This window comes from Pedobacter sp. UYEF25, from assembly GCF_054061655.1.
This window is the reverse complement of the sequence record NZ_JBSSEL010000001.1, coordinates 196475-214924: the sequence shown is the minus strand read 5'-3', so window position 1 is coordinate 214924 and position 18450 is coordinate 196475. Positions and strand designations below refer to the sequence as shown.

At 38.0% G+C, this 18450-nt stretch carries 10 protein-coding genes; 6 read left to right on the top strand and 4 right to left on the bottom strand.

What is annotated here, in order from left to right:
* Positions 1 to 50: 50 nt before the first annotated feature.
* The gene (locus ACVWYG_RS00885) at positions 51 to 1901 is read left to right on the top strand and encodes a glycoside hydrolase family 2 protein (RefSeq protein ID WP_457268237.1); all 1851 of its coding nucleotides are present in this window, start codon (positions 51 to 53) and stop codon (positions 1899 to 1901) included.
* Between the two features lie 285 nt (positions 1902 to 2186).
* Here the strand turns inward: ACVWYG_RS00885 and ACVWYG_RS00880 are convergent, their stop codons facing one another.
* On the bottom strand, positions 2187 to 3518 hold the full coding sequence (locus tag ACVWYG_RS00880; protein WP_457268236.1) for a vanadium-dependent haloperoxidase: 1332 nt from the start codon (positions 3516 to 3518) through the stop codon (positions 2187 to 2189).
* 220 nt (positions 3519 to 3738) lie between these two features.
* Here ACVWYG_RS00880 and ACVWYG_RS00875 point away from each other — a divergent pair, with 220 nt between their 5' ends.
* From ACVWYG_RS00875 to ACVWYG_RS00855, 5 genes are all read left to right on the top strand, one after another.
* On the top strand, positions 3739 to 7290 hold the full coding sequence (locus ACVWYG_RS00875) for a VCBS repeat-containing protein (RefSeq protein ID WP_457268235.1): 3552 nt from the start codon (positions 3739 to 3741) through the stop codon (positions 7288 to 7290).
* 185 nt (positions 7291 to 7475) lie between these two features.
* Positions 7476 to 8498 carry a glycosyl hydrolase gene (locus ACVWYG_RS00870; protein ID WP_457268234.1) on the top strand — a complete coding sequence of 341 codons (1023 nt, stop codon included), beginning with the start codon at positions 7476 to 7478 and terminating at the stop codon, positions 8496 to 8498.
* A 33-nt stretch (positions 8499 to 8531) separates the two neighbouring features.
* Positions 8532 to 9566 (top strand): glycoside hydrolase family 43 protein, encoded by a 1035-nt coding sequence (locus tag ACVWYG_RS00865; protein WP_457268233.1) that lies wholly within the window; start codon positions 8532 to 8534, stop codon positions 9564 to 9566.
* A gap of 26 nt (positions 9567 to 9592) precedes the next feature.
* Positions 9593 to 10681, top strand: a complete 1089-nt coding sequence (locus tag ACVWYG_RS00860) for a glycoside hydrolase family 2 TIM barrel-domain containing protein (RefSeq protein WP_457268232.1) — start codon at positions 9593 to 9595, stop codon at positions 10679 to 10681.
* Positions 10682 to 11659 (top strand): glycoside hydrolase family 43 protein, encoded by a 978-nt coding sequence (locus ACVWYG_RS00855; RefSeq protein WP_457268231.1) that lies wholly within the window; start codon positions 10682 to 10684, stop codon positions 11657 to 11659.
* A gap of 10 nt (positions 11660 to 11669) precedes the next feature.
* Here the strand turns inward: ACVWYG_RS00855 and ACVWYG_RS00850 are convergent, their stop codons facing one another.
* The 3 genes from ACVWYG_RS00850 to ACVWYG_RS00840 form a co-directional block, all read right to left on the bottom strand.
* Positions 11670 to 15686: a hybrid sensor histidine kinase/response regulator transcription factor gene (locus ACVWYG_RS00850; protein ID WP_457268230.1), complete on the bottom strand. Its 4017-nt coding sequence runs from the start codon at positions 15684 to 15686 to the stop codon at positions 11670 to 11672.
* A 95-nt stretch (positions 15687 to 15781) separates the two neighbouring features.
* Positions 15782 to 17113: a serine hydrolase domain-containing protein gene (locus ACVWYG_RS00845; protein WP_457268229.1), complete on the bottom strand. Its 1332-nt coding sequence runs from the start codon at positions 17111 to 17113 to the stop codon at positions 15782 to 15784.
* Between the two features lie 229 nt (positions 17114 to 17342).
* A complete protein-coding gene (locus tag ACVWYG_RS00840) occupies positions 17343 to 18434 on the bottom strand; it encodes a mannose-1-phosphate guanylyltransferase (protein ID WP_457268228.1) in 1092 nt (363 codons plus the stop codon).
* Positions 18435 to 18450: the final 16 nt, after the last annotated feature.

Sequence of the window (18450 nt, the reverse complement as noted above, 5' to 3'; positions counted from 1 at the left end):
TTTAAGGCCGTCCGTTTTTTCTGACGGCCTTATTTTAGTATTTTAATCACATGATGAAAAAAACAGTATTGTACGCAGTTGCTTTTGCACTTGGTTTTGTTACATTTAAAGCAGGCGCGCAAGAGAATAAAGACTGGCAAATTAATAAAACGCATATTTTAACCGAATGGGCAACTAAAGTAAACCCAGCTTCCCCACTGCCAGAATATCCACGTCCGTTGTTAGAACGTGGAAATTGGAAAAATCTTAACGGTCTTTGGGAATACGCCATTACCGCAAAAGATGCCGCTCAACCCGATAAGTTTGATGGCAAGATTCTCGTGCCATTTGCAGTAGAATCTGCCCTTTCTGGTGTTGCAAAAACCGTAGGAAAAGACAGTACTTTATGGTATAGGAATGCGATCGTGATTTCTCCCGCCATGCGAAAAAACAATGTCTTAATCCATTTTGGCGCTGTAGATTGGAGAACAGAAGTATTTGTAAACGGAAAAAAAGCAGGTATGCATGAGGGCGGTTACGATCCTTTCTCTTTTAACATTACTTCATTACTAAAAAGCGGCACCAAACAAGAAATAGTGGTTAAGGTTTGGGATCCGACAACAGATGGGCCTCAGCCTGTTGGAAAACAACGAGTTACGCCAGAAGGCATTTGGTACACACCTGTTACCGGGATTTGGCAAACTGTTTGGTTGGAAGCGGTACCAAAAAGTTATATAGGAAGCACTAAACAAACCCCAGACATCGATTCGAAAACACTAAATTTTAGTGCTGAAGTCATAAATGCAAAACCTGGTGATAAGATTAAAGTAAGTGCTTGGGATGGCGAAAACAAGGTTGCCGAGCAAGAGGTTAACCCTGGTGAAATGGTTGCTATTTCTATTCCCAACCAAAAGTTATGGTCGCCGGATAGCCCTTTTTTATACGGCTTAAAAATCTATCTAATGAGTAATGGAAAGGTAGAAGATGAAGCGAAAAGCTATTTTGCGATGCGAAAAAGTTCTTTGGGTAAAGATGCAAATGGAATTGAGCGGATGCAGTTGAATAATAAATTTGTTTTCCAATATGGTCCTCTAGATCAAGGTTGGTGGCCAGATGGTTTGTATACTCCGCCAACCTATGATGCCATGAATTACGACATTATAAAGCTTAAAGAAATGGGTTTTAATATGATAAGAAAGCACATTAAGGTGGAGCCAGCGCGATATTATTATGAATGTGATAAGTTGGGTATGCTTTTATGGCAGGATATGCCTAGCGGAGATTATGGCAACCATTGGGCAAATAGGCCAGGTGTTTATGAAGGTCCGACAGATAAAGACAGAACTGCTGAATCTGAGGGGTATTACCGAAAGGAGTGGAAAGCAATTATGACCGCATTGCACAACTATCCGTCTATTGTTGTCTGGGTTCCTTTTAACGAAGCTTGGGGTCAGTTTAAAACGGTTGAAATTACAGAATGGACCAAAAAAATGGATCCTTCTCGATTGGTTAACAGTGCCAGTGGCGGAAACTTTTTCGACACAGGAGACATTGTCGATTTACATAATTACCCCCAACCGGCTATGCCAAGGGCAGAGATTTTTGGTAAGACTAAAGCAGTAGTTTTGGGGGAATTTGGTGGCTTAGGACTACCGATGCCAGATCATAGCTGGAAGAAAGACAAGAATTGGGGTTATCAAACTTTTAAAACTTCGGAAGAAATGTTTAAAAAGTATGCCTCTTTTATGGACACGATGAAGGAAATGATAGGAAAGGGGCTTTCTGCAGCGGTTTATACCCAGACCACAGATGTAGAAAATGAGGTTAATGGTTTTATGACTTATGATAGGAAAGTGATCAAAATGCCAGTCGCCGATCTAAATAGAGTTAATTCTGCCCTATATAAAGTAGAAGTAAAGTAAGTAAATTTTGGTTAATAGGAGCTTCCAGATTAATTTCTGGAGGCTTTGTTATTTAAAAGGTTGTCTGAATTTTGATTAATAAGATTAGTGGATTTTAGATTTCTTGCTCATTTTCTTATTGTAATTAAAGTCAGTAAATTTTAAAGCTCAGCAATGCCAATTAGGATGAATTGCCAAACGGCCGACATTTTAAGTACCAGTCTAGTGGATTATATAATTAACCTAATCGGAAAATGATCCAATAATCCCCTAATCCCAACAATCTTAATTCAGACTACTTATTCCTCAGTTCTTATAACTTTTATTTCTTCTCGTACTAAATTTATCAACACAAAAATTCGCCAATACTCTACCTTGTTCTACACCATTTCTAATGGCAGGCATGTAGTGAATCCCACCGTAAAACCTGCTAATTGCCGCCTCACTAGAAGCATCTAAAAAGCTTTTAAAATTTCTAACCGGTAGGCCAAATTCTACTTCTGTAGAATCTGCGAATGCAAAATTATCGCCGTACATTTTCGTCAGCGCAACTGCTGCAGCTGTAGAAGCAACACTGTGTCCGCTCGTGTATTCTGGAAAAGGCGGCGTTTGCAACAGGGGAGCCCATTTTTTGTCGATGTATTGATTTATATAAGTTTCCGGCCTAATGGTATTGCTCCTAAATTTCTCATCCCAACAGCTTATAAAGGAATCGTACAAAATGGCTGCAACATACGCGTAAGTTTCTGCAGTTTGAATGTAATCTGCCTTTACTTTTTTGGTCGTCAATGCGGCAATATTAATCCAGTGCCCTCCTGGAGATATTTTTTTGGAAGCGTACATAATGTGCCCATGTGTGGTTACTTTAAAAGGATTGCAATCCCAGAATTTGGCCACGTCAGTTCTTTCATTTTTTGAAGAATCTAACGCGTTTTTAACTTCGATCGCATCGCTATAAAATTCGCTGGTTGGATTTTTAGAAAATTTTGGAGGTGGGATAGGCTTAAATTGAGCGGCCGAATCAATAAGTAACGTTCTCATTTTATTCCAGTTTGGTTCTACCGCTTTCATGTAAGCTGGGGGCGTTGGTTGCCAAAATCCTTCACTTACAGTAACATTGTATTGAGACATGGATTTCGTTTTAATGTAGTTGTCTGTTGCAGCCCAGGCTAAAATGGCATCTGCAATTTCCTGTCCGAAAGCGATGGAGTTTTCATACACATCACTCGGCATACCGTTTTCCTTAAACTCATTGCTTAGATCGTTATAAAATTTGGTTACTTTATCTTCGGAGGTTACCATTTTTTTCCCCACCATTAACACGGCATGTACTGCAGCTAAATTAAAGCAATATGTTTTATTTTTATCTGGTTTTGGTACCATTACTAATCCGTGGAGTTGATTGGCGAGCGAAATATATTTCTTTTTTTCATCTCCGTTAATTGCTGCTTCATAAGCAGCAGTACTAATGTAAGCGTATGTTCTACTTGCCACCGGTGGCGAATAAATATCATGTACCATTACATCGGTAATTTCTTTTATCGCCTTGCGGATGTATTCTGGATTTTCAGATGCTTTTTTCCATTTGTTACGTTCTTGATTGCAGGAACTAAAAATAGCAATTAACAAAACAATCACTGTCACTGATCTTATTTGGAAAAACTGTTTACTTCTATATTTGGTGCACATGTTTTCAAATTTAACGTTAATCTTTTTAAAATAAAAGATTTACAAGTCCAAATTTCAGTTTCAAAAACCCTTCATAAAACGAAATTCTTTATACATAGATTTGATGTTAACGATGTAAAGATTTATATTTATTGTTTAAGCTTTTAACCAAATAAATCATTGTTTTCAAATGTCTATCAGCTCCAAATACAAATTTTTATTCATCAGCATCTTCGGTTTAGTATTCCTTTATTCCTGTAAAAAAGAAGGTGCAAATACCCTTTTCAGTCTGCTCCCTTCCTCAAACACTGGTATCGATTTCAATAATAAAATTACCGAAAGTGATAGCATAAATATTCTCACCAAACCATATTTATACAATGGTGCAGGCGTGGGTGTGGGTGATTTTAATAACGATGGGAAACAAGATCTTTTTTTTGCTGGCAATATGGTGGCGAGTAAGTTGTACTTGAATAAAGGGAATCTAAAATTCGATGACATTACAAAAAACGCTGGAATAAACACCGTCGGTAAATGGTGTGCTGGAGTAGCCGTGGTGGATATAAATAACGACGGTTGGCAGGATATTTATGTGTGCGCTTCTTTTAGCACCAATGAAAATAAGCGTAAAAACATGCTTTTCGTTAATCAGGGATTAAATAAAAAGGGTGTCCCGACCTTTAAAGAGGAAGCGCAGAAATACGGAATAGACGACTCTGGTTATAGCACACAAGGAGTGTTTTTCGACTATGACAATGATGGGCTTCTAGATTTGTATGTGCTTACCAATGTACTAGATGACGGCACAAAAGTTGAATATCGGCCAAAATTAGAAGATGGTTCTGCGGTAAATACAGATAGGCTTTACCACAACAATGGCAATGGAACGTTTACCAATGTAAGTAAAAGAGCGGGGATTGTTTTTGAAGGTTTCGGAAATTCGGTTTCTGTGGCAGATATTAACAATGATGGTTATCAAGACATTTATGTTGGTAATGATTTCATATCTAACGATCTATTATACATCAATAACAAAAACGGAACCTTTACAAACCGCGCTAAAGAGTATTTTAAACATACGGGCTGGTCTGTGATGGGTTCTGATATTGTCGACGTGAACAATGATGGTGAACCTGACTTAATTTCTCTGGAAATGTTGCCTGAAGGAAATTCAAGGAAGAAAACCATGTTGATGGGCGATAATTACATCACCTACATCAATAACAATAAATTTGGTTACGAGCCGCAATACATCAGAAACGTGTTTCAGCTTAACCAAGGGCAGACCCCGCTAGGGCATCCTCAGTTTGGAGATGTTGCCTATCAGGCTGGTATTTTTGAAACCGATTGGAGTTGGGCGCCGCTTGTTGCCGATTTTGACAATGATGGCTTTCGAGATATGGTTTTTACAAATGGCTATCCTAGAGATGTTACAGACTTAGACCACGCTTTATACAGCAATGGGCAAAACACTGTAAAAGAGGTTACTACACTTGCTGCCGCAGATTCCTTTCCGGTGGTAAAAATTGCCAGTTATGCTTTTAAAAGTATTAAGGGAGATCGTTTCGATGATGCCTCAAAAAAATGGGGAATTACGCAACCAGGCTTTTCTACAGGCGGCGTCTACGTAGATTTAGACAACGATGGCGATCTTGATTTGGTGGTGAACAACATTGATGACGAAGCTTTTGTATATGAAAATACCCTGAAAACCAAAGATAAAAAAGACGATGAACAATGCTATTTGAACTTAAAATTCAAAGGCGATAAAAATAATATCAATGGCATCGGCTCTGCGGTAAGGATCTATTATGATGGCAAACAGCAATATTTTGATCAACAACCAACCAGAGGGTATATGTCTACACATGAAAATATTGGGCATTTTGGCTTAGGTAAGATAAAAGTTTTAGATTCTTTACGCATCCGCTGGCCTAATGGTAAAACGCAGTTACTAACAAATGTCAAGTCAGACCAAACCCTAATTTTAAAATATACCGACGCCTCAGGTTTTGTAAAAGCAGGTATTCCCCTCAGCGGAGTTAGGGCATTCACGGAGGTATCCAAGCAGTTGGGAATAAATTTTAAACATGAGGAAAAAGATGCAATCGATTACAACATTCAGCGTACTTTGCCTCATAAACTAAGCCAATATGGTCCATGTTTAGCCGTTGGAGACATAGACAACAATGGATTCGATGACTTTTTTGTGGGAGGAGCTGCCGGCAATCAAGGTGTGTTTTATATGCAAAACAGCAACGGCAAATTTACTTTAGATAAATCTAGATTTGTTGATGAAAGTTATAAGGAAGAGGAAGATATGGGCGCTATTTTGTTCGATGCAAACGGCGATGGTTATTTGGATTTATATGTGGCGAGCGGCAGTTACGAATTTCCAAAAGAACACAGTTCTGCCCAAGATCGTCTCTATATAAATAACGGAAAAGGAAAATTTAAAAAAGATTTATCAGCCTTGCCAAACCAATATGATAATTCTTCGACCGTACGAGTAGCAGATTTTGATGGGGATGGGGATTTAGATTTATTTGTTGGAGGGCGATCTGTTTCGGGCGCTTATCCATCTCTCCCGCAAAGTCATTTGTTAGTTAATAACGGCGGAAAATTTGTTGATGAGACTGAAAAGCTTTGTCCGGGGTTAGAAAAATCTGGGATGATTACCGACGCACTTTTCTCTGATTTCGATGGCGATGGGAAAGTAGATCTCATTACCGTTGGCGAATGGATGCCGATGAATTTCTACAAAAACAATGGACATGGCTTTTCGAAAGTTAAAAATACCGGGGTGCAAACACATGTGGGTTGGTGGAATAGCATTGTGGCTGGAGATTTTAACAATGACGGAAAAATGGATTATGCAGTTGGTAACCTTGGACAAAACTCCAATTATAAAGCTTCATTTAAAGAACCTATGACCATAATTGGAAAAGACATAGATGGAAATGGCTCTTTCGATGCAATGATTTTCTGCTATGCTAAGGCTGAAGATCAAAGTAGAAAGCAATTTCCAATGCATACTAGAGACGATATGATCAGCCAAGTATTGGGTATTAGAAAAAAGTTCCCTACCTACAAATCTTTTGGAACTGCCACAATTGATGATATTTGGAGCAAGGAAGATAAAAAAGGTGCGATAATTTTTAATGCTACAGATATGAACAGTAGTCTTGTGATAAATAAAGGCGGTGGTGAGTTTGAGATTAAGGCTTTGCCAACAGCTGCACAAGAAGCACCGGTCTATGGAATGTCTGCAATCGACGTAAATCAGGACGGGAATTTAGACCTGGTAATGGTTGGGAATGATTACGGAATGGAACCTTTTACTGGCAGGCATGATGCCATGTTTGGACTTTATTTAAAGGGCGACGGAAAAGGAAATTTTAGCAAAGAGCCTGTTGATAAAAGTGGTTTTTTTGTTCCAGGCGATGGAAAAGCTTTGGCGCAACTGCATTCTGCAAACGGCTATAACCTGCTAATCTCAAGCCAAAATCAAGATAGTTTAAGGGTTTTTAGACCAAATAGAAATCAAATTGAAACCCGCTGGATTAAGTTACAACCGCAAGATTTCTTTGTAGAAAGTACCATCAACGGTAAAATAACTAAGAAAGAGCTTTATTACGGTTCCTCTTTTTTAAGCCAGTCTACTAGAATGTTTGGTATTGATGAAAAAGCAAGTGCCATTAACATCTATAGTTTCGATGGCAAGAAAAGAAAAATAAAGTAGCATTTCTATGGATTGTCAATCTGCGCAAATCTTAAACGCTTTGCACGCACTTAGATCTAATCTTATTGAGACGATTTGGCAACAATTTGAGATGTTTTTCATGTTAGTTAACTGCCATAAACCTGTATTTTAGAGGATTGTGATTTTAGTATAAATCATTTAAAATGGCCAAATAGAATTTTTCAATGAGACAACATATAAAACTGCTGTTATTTTTTATTGTTGTTTTTCCTTTCGTCGCATTGGCTCAAGTCCAAAAGACGAGCAACAGAAAAGCTCCCGCGCCACTTTTTCGAGACCCAATTACAGATGGAGCGGCAGACCCAGTGGTTTTTTACAATCCAACTGAAAAAGCTTGGTGGATGCTTTATACTCAAAGGAGAGCGAATTTAGATTTACCGGATGTTGCGTTTTGTTATGGCAATTCGATCGCCATTGCTTCTTCAAACGATCATGGCAAAACTTGGGTTTATAGAGGCACGCTTAAGTTGGAATTCGAACATGGTCAAAATACTTTTTGGGCACCTGATGTTGTTTACCAAAACGGAAAATTCCACCTTTTTGTCGCCTATATAAAGGGTGTCCGAAGCCATTGGGGCGGAGAAGCTAAACTTGCTCATTTTGTGAGCAAAGACATGTGGACTTGGAAGTTTAACGATTTTTCTGACCTCGGAATAAAAGATGTCATAGACGGCTCTATTATAGAAAAGCCCGATGGGGAATGGCGAATGTTTTATAAAGGACCAAATGCGCTTACCATGATGTCCGACAGTAAAGATTTAGTTCATTGGAAAACCTTCAAAGATCCTGTCATAAAAGGCGCTCCTCACGAAGGTCCAAATGCTTTTAAATACAAAGATTATTATTGGTTATTGACCGATGAATGGCATGGAATGAGGGTTTACCGATCTAAAGACTTGACTACTTGGGAGAAACAAGGTCTTATTTTAGATGATATTGGTCAGAGAACAGATGATCACCCAACTGGTGCGCATGGCGACGCAGTGGTAAGTGGAGACAATGCGTACGTGTTTTATTTTACTCATCCTGGTAGGAAAAGTCATTTAGATGCAACCATGGACGCAGTTGGCAACTATTCTTATCAAGAAAAAAGGTCATCTATAGAGGTAGCTCAGCTTGTATTTAAAGACGGTACCCTGATTGCGAAAAGAAATGAAGATTTCGATTTTTGGTTGGCAGATGAATAAATTTAATTTTTTAACCTTCAATAAAATTAGCATATGAAGAATTTCAGATTGGCATTCTTAATAAATTTCTTTTTTATTTTAGCAACTTTTCAGTTGCACTCGCAAACGTTCAATAACCCATTACTGCCATCTGGTCCAGATCCTTACAGTCTATATAAAGATGGATTTTACTATTATACGAGTACATTAGGTAACCGTTTGGGCATCTGGAAAACAAAAAGTATTGCCGACTTAAAGAATGCAACTTATAAAACCGTTTATACTCCACCTGTGGGAACAAACTACTCTAAACAACTTTGGGCGCCAGAAATCCAGTATTTGAATAACAAATGGTACATGTATTTTGCGGCAGATGATGGTTTGAACGACAATCATAGAATGTATGTAGTAGAAAATTCATCTCTTGATCCATTAAGTGATACTTGGGTTTTTAAAGGTAAAATTTCAGCGCCATCAGATAAGTGGGCGATTGATGGAGATGTTTTCAGCCTTAATAATCAGCTTTATATGATTTGGTCTGGGTGGGAAGGGAATGTGAATGGCCAGCAAAACATCTATATCGCAAAAATGAAAAATCCTTGGACAATAGGGGGAAAGAGGGTAAAAATTTCGAGTCCAGAATTTAGTTGGGAAAAACATGGAGATTTAAATGAGGCAACACTCAAACATGTAAATGTAAATGAGGGACCTCAGTTTTTAGCTCATGGGGATAAGGTTTTTGTAATTTATTCTGGCAGTGGCTGTTGGACAGATCATTATGCGCTTGGAATGTTAAGCGCAAAATCAAACTCGGATTTGTTAAATCCAAAAAGTTGGCGCAAACACAGCGAGCCGGTTTTTAAAGAATCGCCTGAAAATGGTGTTTATGCGCCTGGGCACAACTCGTTTTTTAAATCGCCCGATGGCAAAGAAGACTGGATATTATATCATGCGAATGCAGAACCTGGACAGGGCTGTGGCATCAAACGATCGCCACGGGCACAAAAATTTACGTGGGATAAAGATGGATTCCCCGTTTTTGGTAAACCAGTGAAAACATCCGAGATTCTGGCAATTCCGTCCGAATAAATTTTTAAACAATCAACTAAAAAAATATGAAAGGTTCAAGATTACATTTATTATTTGCGCTCTGCGCGATGTTGTTTTTCGGCTGTTCGCCAAAATCACCAGAAAACTCAAATGCGACCGTCAGGCCGATCTGGACTGTTGAAAAGGCCAATGATTGGTATAAAAAATGGGGCTGGCTTAGAGGCAGCGATTTTATTCCAAGTACTGCCATAAACCAATTAGAAATGTGGCAGGCAGATACTTTCGATCCAAAAACAATTGATATAGAACTAGGTTATGCAGAGGGTATTGGTCTAAATTCCATGCGTGTCTATCTGCATCATTTAGCGTGGCAGCAAGATAAAGTAGGTTTCAAAAAACGAGTTGGCGATTATTTGGATATCGCAGATAAACACCACATCTCAACCATTTTTGTGTTGTTTGATGACTGTTGGAATCCGACCTATAAAGCCGGAAAACAGCCAAATCCAAAACCTGGCGTGCATAACTCTGGATGGTTAAGAGATCCTGGCGATTTTATTTACACCGATTCGACTTTGGTAGATACGTTAGAAGTGTATGCAAAAGACATGTTAACCACGTTTAAAGATGATAAGCGTATTGTGCTTTGGGATTTATACAATGAACCTGGCAACTCCGCTAATGGTAATAAAAGTTTACCATTGTTGAAGAAAGCTTTTGAATGGGGCCGCACGGTAAATCCATCTCAGCCTCTGTCTGCAGGGATATGGGACTGGAAACTGAAAGAACTTTCTGATTATCAAGTTAACAATTCTGATGTAACAACCTACCATAATTACGGCAATGTAAAGGACCATACTTTTTGGATAGATACGCTAAGAACGCTTTCTAAACGCCCATTAATTTGTACCGAATATATGGCTCGAAAAAACAATAGTCTGTTTAGCAACATTATGCCTTTGTTAAAGAAAGAAAATATAGGGGCATACAATTGGGGACTTGTTTCTGGAAAAACCAATACAATTTACGCTTGGGATACGCCGATTCCGAGTGGAGAGGAGCCAAAAATTTGGTTTCATGATATTTTTAGAAACGACGGTACTCCCTACAAAAAATCCGAAGTAGATTCTATAAAAATGCTTACCGGAAAATAAATGCTTAAAGTAAATATCGCCATTGTTTTGCTATTGATCTTTGGCTTATCGAATGCCAAAGGTCAACAGCGAGTGGCTGTCAATGCAGATTTCCCCGACCCTACGGTTATTTTATATCGTGGAGTTTATTATGCCTATGCAACTCAAGGGATAATAAATGGAAGAATGGCCAACATACAACTTGCAAAGTCCACAGATTTGAAAAAATGGACAGTACTAGGAGATGTGCTTCCGGTTAAACCTATTTGGGCAAAAAGCACACAAGATTTTTGGGCGCCGCATGTGCTTTTCGATGACGAAAATCAGCAGTTTGTGTTGTTTTTTTCTGCCAAATCTGACGATAGTAAATTTGATAAATGTATTGGTGTAGCTTTTTCTAGTAAGCCGGAAGGTCCTTTTGTAAGCACCGAACGTCCGATTGTCTCTGGCCCTGGTTTCGAAAACATAGACCCTTTTGCCATCCGAGACAAAAAAACGCATAAAAATTACTTATTCTGGGGCTCTGGTTTTCAACCGATAAAGGTTAGAGAATTAAGCCAGAACTGGGATACCTTTGCAGGGGGATCACTTGCAAAATCACTCATTTATCCCGGCAAACAAGAACCGTATAGCAACTTAATCGAAGGTGCCTGGGTAGATTATTTTGGTGGATTTTATTACCTCTATTATTCTGGCGATAACTGTTGCGGTGTACATGCAAATTATGCAGTTATGGTTGCTCGATCAAAAAATTTAACGGGCCCCTACAGTACAATGGCCCAAGTAAACGACCTTAAATCTAGTGTAGTTTTAAAAAAAAATGCCAATTGGTTAGCGCCAGGGCATAACTCTATTTTTAAAGATAAAAAAGGACAGCGTTGGATTGCGTATCACGCAATACTAGCTTCGGAACTAACAGCAAAACTGCAAAAAAGAGTGATGTGCCTTAGCCGTTTGAGCTATAAAAATGGTTGGCCGGTTATAGAAATGGCCAAATGAGTTTAAAAAACTATCGACTGCTTCGCTCAATTTTTTCTGTAGGCTGCCTCTCATCCTTTATTTTTTGCGCATATTCTGTTGGTGAACATCCGAACTGTTTGTTAAAGTTTCTGCTAAATCTAGATTGAGAACTGTAACCAACTAAATCGGCTATCTCGTAAATTTTATAACTGCCGCTCGCTAAAAGCTCTGCAGCTCGTTTCAATCGGGTTACATTTATAAGCTCGCTTGGGGTAAGGTCTGAGATGGATTTTATTTTTCGATATAAAGTGGGTCTGCTCATGTTCAGCTCTTCGGCCAACAATTCAACATCCAAATGCTCATTGCTCAAGTTTGCCAATAAAATAACCTGCAATTGTGCTAAAAATGATTCCTCGTGTTTGCTTAGTGCAATTGTGCTAATATTTGCCAAGGGCGATTTTGAGAAATGATCTCTAATTTTCTTTCGGTTTTCGAGAAGATTTTCCACTTGAGCGAGTAAGAAATCGGGCGAAAACGGTTTTTCTATATAGCTATCTGCGCCAAGCTCTAAGGCATCTATCTTACTTGTTAAAGTGCTTTTTGCGGTCAATAGTATTACGGGAATGTGGTTGTAATGAACGTTGCTTTTAACAAATTCGCAAAGCTCAAACCCATCCATTTCGGGCATCATAATGTCAGAGATTAACAGATTAACAGAGTTTTCGTCCATGATTTTCAGTGCTTCTAAACCGTTTTTGGCACGAAGGATATGGAATTTTTCGGTCAATTCGCCTTCAATAAAATCTAAAATCTCCTCGTGGTCATCCACCAATAAAATAACATTTCTTAAACTGTTTTCTTGTAGGTTTTTAGGGGTTGGAATTGCCTCCGTAATTTTTTCTTCAGTTAAGTCTAGTTCTTGCAGATGGTGAATTGGCAGCATAAGCTCGAAGACGTTCATTGCATTTTCTATCTTTCCTAAAATTAACGTTCCTTCATGAAGTTCAGTCAAAAACCTAGCTAATGGCAAACCAATGCCTGTTCCAGATGATTTCCCCTTGTCATCAATTCGAAAAAATGGATCAAAAATTTTCTCTTTCAAATTTTTGGGGATCAAATATCCGTCATTAGAAATTAGAAGCTTAACGAAATCACCATTGTCATCCGGTCGATGTAAAACCACAATAATTTTAGACTCTGCATATTTAATTGCATTACTAAGAAGGTTACTTGCAATTTTTTCAAAGGCTTCCAAATCTACGTAAGCAAATACAGGATCTTCCGGAACAACTAGGTTGAAGGACAAGTTTTTTTGCACCGCCGCCAACTTAAAACGTGCGAAAATACCTGCAAGCACATTAGAAAGGTTTATGCGTACAAAAGTAAGCTTATAACTATTTGTCTCTACTTTTCTTAAGTCTAACAGTTGGTTGGTTAAATTTAGTAATCGTTCAGTGTTTTTATCCATAATGTGTAAACTCTCTACAAGTTCTGGCACTGATGCTGCTTGCTTTATAATTTTCTCCATCGGTCCCTTTATCAGTGTTAAAGGCGTTTTAATTTCATGTGCAACATGGGTAAAAAAGGAGATTTTCGCTTCGTAAATTTCACGCTCTTTCCGGTTTTCCAGATGGTTTGCTTTGGTCAAATGTTTTTCTTTTTCTCGTTTGAAAAAAAATCGAGTGATAAAATAAAAAGCACTTCCTATAAAAACTAAATAGGCTAGATAAGCCCACCAAGTCGCCCACCACGGTGGTAAAACCGTGATGTGTAATTGCCTTATTTGTGGGGTGGTATGATGGCTTTGGTTGGCAACCTTCACCTCAAAAACATAACTTCCTGGTGCTAGCTCGGTAAAATACACTGTTCTGTTGGTCTGCAGATATGTCCATTCTTTATTTATGCCCAACATTCTATAGGCATATTGTGTCATCTCTGGCGCTGCGTAACTTAAGGCAGAAAAGTTGATGTTAAAAGAAGATTGTTTATGGGTTAACGAGATATTATCGGTTGATAGAATTGATTTTTTTAAAGGACCGGAACTAGATATTTTGACCTCTTTATTATCTATCTGAAACCCAGTTAAAAAAAGCGGTGTATTAAAATTTGTCTTATTAAAGTCGTCTGGATTAAAGCTTATCATTCCTTTTGTACCACCGAAATACAAATTTCCAAAACCATCGGCATAGCCAGAGTTGTAGTTAAACTGATCGCTTAGTAGCCCATTGGCCGTAGTGTAAATTTTAAACTGCCCAGATTTATGTTGCCTTACCACAAGTCCTTTAGAAGTAGTAATCCAAATATTTTGAAATCTGTCTTCCAATATCTTAAAAACTAGGTCGCTGGGAAGCCCGTTTCTAGTGTTAAAAGAACTAAATTTTTTTGTCCTCGGATCGAGCACGGAAAGACCGCCACCATAAGTTGCAAACCAAATTTTATGGTCAGCGCTTTCAAATGTGCTTGTTACGGCATTGGAACTTATGCTGTTTCCATTTGCTGTATGTGTATATAAACTGGAAACGCCAGTTTTTAAGTTATATTTATAAACGCCATTGTCTAAGGTGCTCGCCCAAATATTCCCGAAGGAATCTTCCATTAAATTATGTATAAATGAAGCCTGCTTAGCTAAAAAAATTTCTTTAAAATCATCTTTCATTTCGTTATATACAAATAAGCCGTTACTTGTTCCAATCAGCGTTTGGCCAATTCGGGTTTTTATAATGCTCAGTACGAAATTACTTTTCAGTTGGCTAGAAGACGGGCCGGCGGAATAGTGCTTGATAATTTTTTTGCTTTTGATGTCCATCACATCTAATCCATGTTCAAAGGTACCTATCCATAATTTATTTCCATCGGCAAAAAGCGCATGTATATTGCTATAAGCTATACTTAGTTGGCCAGCATGAGGTGTGAAATTTTCGAATTTTTTGGTTTCTGTATCGTAAAAGTTCAATCCTCCGTCTTCTGTACCAATCCAGAGATTGTTGTTTTTGTCTTTACATATTTCTCTTACAATGTTGCCTTTAAGCGAATTATTACTTGAATTTGGAAAGTATTTTTTAAAATTAGAGAAAGTTTTCGAGTAGTAATTTATTCCTCCAAAATAGGTCGCAGCCCAGATGCCTCCATCGCTATCTTTGTAAAGGTCGTACACGGCGTTATCAGAAACGGCATAGGGGTCGTCTATTTTTTTTTCTAATTGTTGATGCTGTTTGGTTTTTGTATTGTAAATGTAAATACCAGATTCAGTTGCAACCCAATATTCGTAGGGTTTTGTTTCTACAAATTTTCGCACAAATATATTTGTCTGACTGTTATTTACAATGGAAATATCCTCGTAGCTGAGTGTGTTGCAGTTGAAAATTTTTATGCCTTGGTTAGTGGTTCCAACCATTATTGTGTTGTCTCTTCCTTTTTCTATGGTTTGGATGTAATGAGAAGCTGCAGGTTTAGAGTGGGAGAAGAGATCGAAAGGAACTTCAAACTTCTCCTTGATAGGCAAGTATCTACTTAAGGTTCCGTTGCTATATGAAATCCATACCTGCCCTAAAGTGGTCATCGTTATACTAGTTGGATAGCTATTGTTGACGTTACTGTATTGGCGAAAGATTTTCTTTTGGACATCGTAAAAGCACAACTCGTTATTTGCGGTCATCCAAATATTGCCAAGCGCATCAGTTTTAATCAATGGCACATCTTTATCTGCTGTATATTCTAATTTTGTAAAATTTTCTTTGTCAGGGTGGTAGATGAACAATCCTTTTGTGGTACCAACCCACATTTGACCATTTTTATCTTCTAAAATAGCGTGAATAAAATTACTTCCTATGCTCGTTGTGTCCCCTTCTTTGTGCCTGTAAACTTTAAAAGAATAGCCGTCAAATCTGTTTAAACCGTCTCTGGTCGCAAACCACATCAAACCCCTAGAGTCTTGCAACACGTTAAAAACAGAATTGTAAGAAAGTCCGTTCTCTGCGGTGTAGTGCTTAAAATAGTAGGGTTGTGCAGCGCCTATTATTGGGGATAACAGTAAAAGAAAAAGGAAAATAGTTTGGTTAGTTTTCAAAATTTTATCTGGTCTGTTCAGTTACTAAATTTGATTTAATTAGGATAAGGATTGAATGAGTCCGAGGATATTTTGCCTTGCGACATAAAAACTTCTTAATTTTCGGATTTTGATAGAACGAATTGATAGACAGCACCGCCCTGTTTTAGAAGCATAGTTTTCTGTGTTGGGTTAAATTCCATTACGATTCCCGCAAGTGAAAATCGAAACTCATTCTTAGCTGTTGCTTCCAAAGCGATGGCAGATTGGCCCGTAGCCTGTGCCATTAATGTTTTTCCCTCCTTCGTAACAGTAATTTTTAATGCAACCTGTTTGCTAATGTACACTCCCGTATAGTGGCTTAAATCTTCATCGGTTAATTGCAATAATTTAGTAGCCCCGCTTTCGGTTGAACTGCTGTATGCGGCAGTTAATAAAGCAATTAATATTTTATTATTATCAGTTCTTGTCCCGTTAGAAATGATTGCGGCAGCAACATCGTCCTCATCAAAGTGATAAAGCATAGAGGTAAAGCCATCTATTCCACCATTATGACCAAAGCCGAACTTACTATAAAACGGTATTTTAAACAATCCCATTCCAAAGTTATCTTTTAGTGTCTGCATTTGTTTTAGGTCGGCAATTGAAACCAGCTTTCCATTGAAAAGTGCTTCTATAAAGATGGTCAAATCCGCAGGAGTAGAGAAAATTCCGCCAGCGCCCATCGGAATCGAAGGGTCTGTAACAGGTTGTTTTACCCATTTGCCCTGAAAGGCGTAAGAGTTAGCGGAATTTTTCTTTTTAATTAATTCATTTCCGAAATAGGTGTTCTTTAAACCCAATGGTTTGACTATTTCTTTTTCCAATAAGGATGCGAAGTTTGTTTTATAGCACCTTTGCAACATAAAGGACAACAATACAAAGTTCGAATTGCTGTATTGAGCGTTAGAATCTGGGTCGAAATCGCTTCCTCCTTTCGCTATGATGTTGATCATCTGTTTTTCCGTCTTGATGCCCGTATTCCAAGTTTGATAGGTGGAATCATCAGTAAAATTATGAATGCCACTTCTATGATATAGTAAATCTGCAACCGTTATTTTTTTTGCATTAACGATGTCAGGGAAGAATGTATCCAGGTGGTCTGTCAATTTTAGTTTTCCATCGGCTATAGCCTTAAAAACCATAACCGTTGTAAAAGTTTTAGAAATTGACCCAATTCCGTATGTTGTAGCGGCATCTGGTCTATATTTTGCTTCTAAGTCCGCATAGCCTATTTGCTTTTCGTAAATGATTTTCCCTTGTTTAGCGATTGCTACACTACCCATAAATTCATCATTTTTATCTAGTGCGTTAAACAAGCTGTCTAACTTAGCAGCATTTGAAGTTTGAGAAAAACCCTGCTGCAAGGTCAAAGCAAGCATAAGTGTTATAAAGACTGTTTTCGGCATATTGGGATTTTTTGAACTGATTAAGCGGTAATTTTATTTAGCTAAAGATATTGAATTAATACAAAAAAGATATAAACCGCGTCAATGGAAATGATGCAAAGCGAATTCTATAAAAAATATTATACAGATTTTTGGAAGGGTATTGAAATAGGAAATCCACTTATTATTCCTTTAACGAGCTAAAGAAAAATAAATGGATTTTTAAAAAGGTGTGAAGCTTAATGTCGGTTTAGACAAATTTACTGCCGTACCTGGATTTCACCTCCGCGACAATTTCTTTCACTTTTTGTTCCTCTGCTCTTGGGCAAACCATTAGCATATTGTTGTTTTCCACGACGATATAATCGTGCAGGCCTTGTAAAATAACAAGTTTGTCTTTCGGGACGTTGACCATACAGTTAGAAGAATCGAACATAATCACTTGATCTGAAGGAATTACAACATTTCCTACATAATCTTTGTCGGCCATGTCGTAAATCGAAGCCCAAGTGCCAAGATCAGACCAGCCAAATTCTGCAGGGAGCACATATACATTATCGGCACTTTCCATAATTCCGAAATCTATCGAAATATTTTTGCACTGGTAATAAGCATTGCTAATAAAGTTTTTTTCTCTATCGGTATTCAAATCTCCATATCCGGAATTAAAGACTTCGTAAACGTCGGGCAAATGCTTTTTAAATGCATTTAATATTGAGGTTGCAGACCATATAAAGATTCCAGCATTCCATAAAAAATCGCCACTTTGAATAAACGACTTCGCTATTGCAAGACTAGGCTTTTCGGTAAAAGTTTTTACTTTATGAAAAGCTTTATCTGTATTCAACACATGCGCAGTGTGTTGAATGTATCCATATCCAGTATCTGGGCGATTGGGTTTTATCCCAAGTGTAATTAAGCAGTTATTGGTCGATGCAGCAGCTAACGATTGCTCTATTGCCTGAACAAAACCACCTAAGTCTGCTATGGTGTGATCGCTTGGTGAAACCACAATAGTAGCATTTGGATTCAATTTGGCTATTTTTATACAGCCATAAGCAATACAAGGAGCAGTATTACGCATCATTGGCTCCCCTAAAATCTGGTTGTCTGTAATTTGTGGAATCTGCTCTTTGATTAAAGCCCTATAACCTTCATTAGTTACAATAAAAATATTTTCAGGCGGACAGATCTTTAAAAATCTATCGTAAGTGCTCTGGATTAACGTTCTCCCTATGCCAAAAAAATCTATAAACTGTTTCGGATATTCTGCGCGGCTAACAGGCCAAAACCTACTGCCCACGCCGCCTGCCATTATTAAAGCGTAAAAATTTTTATTCATGTGATAAGTTAGATTT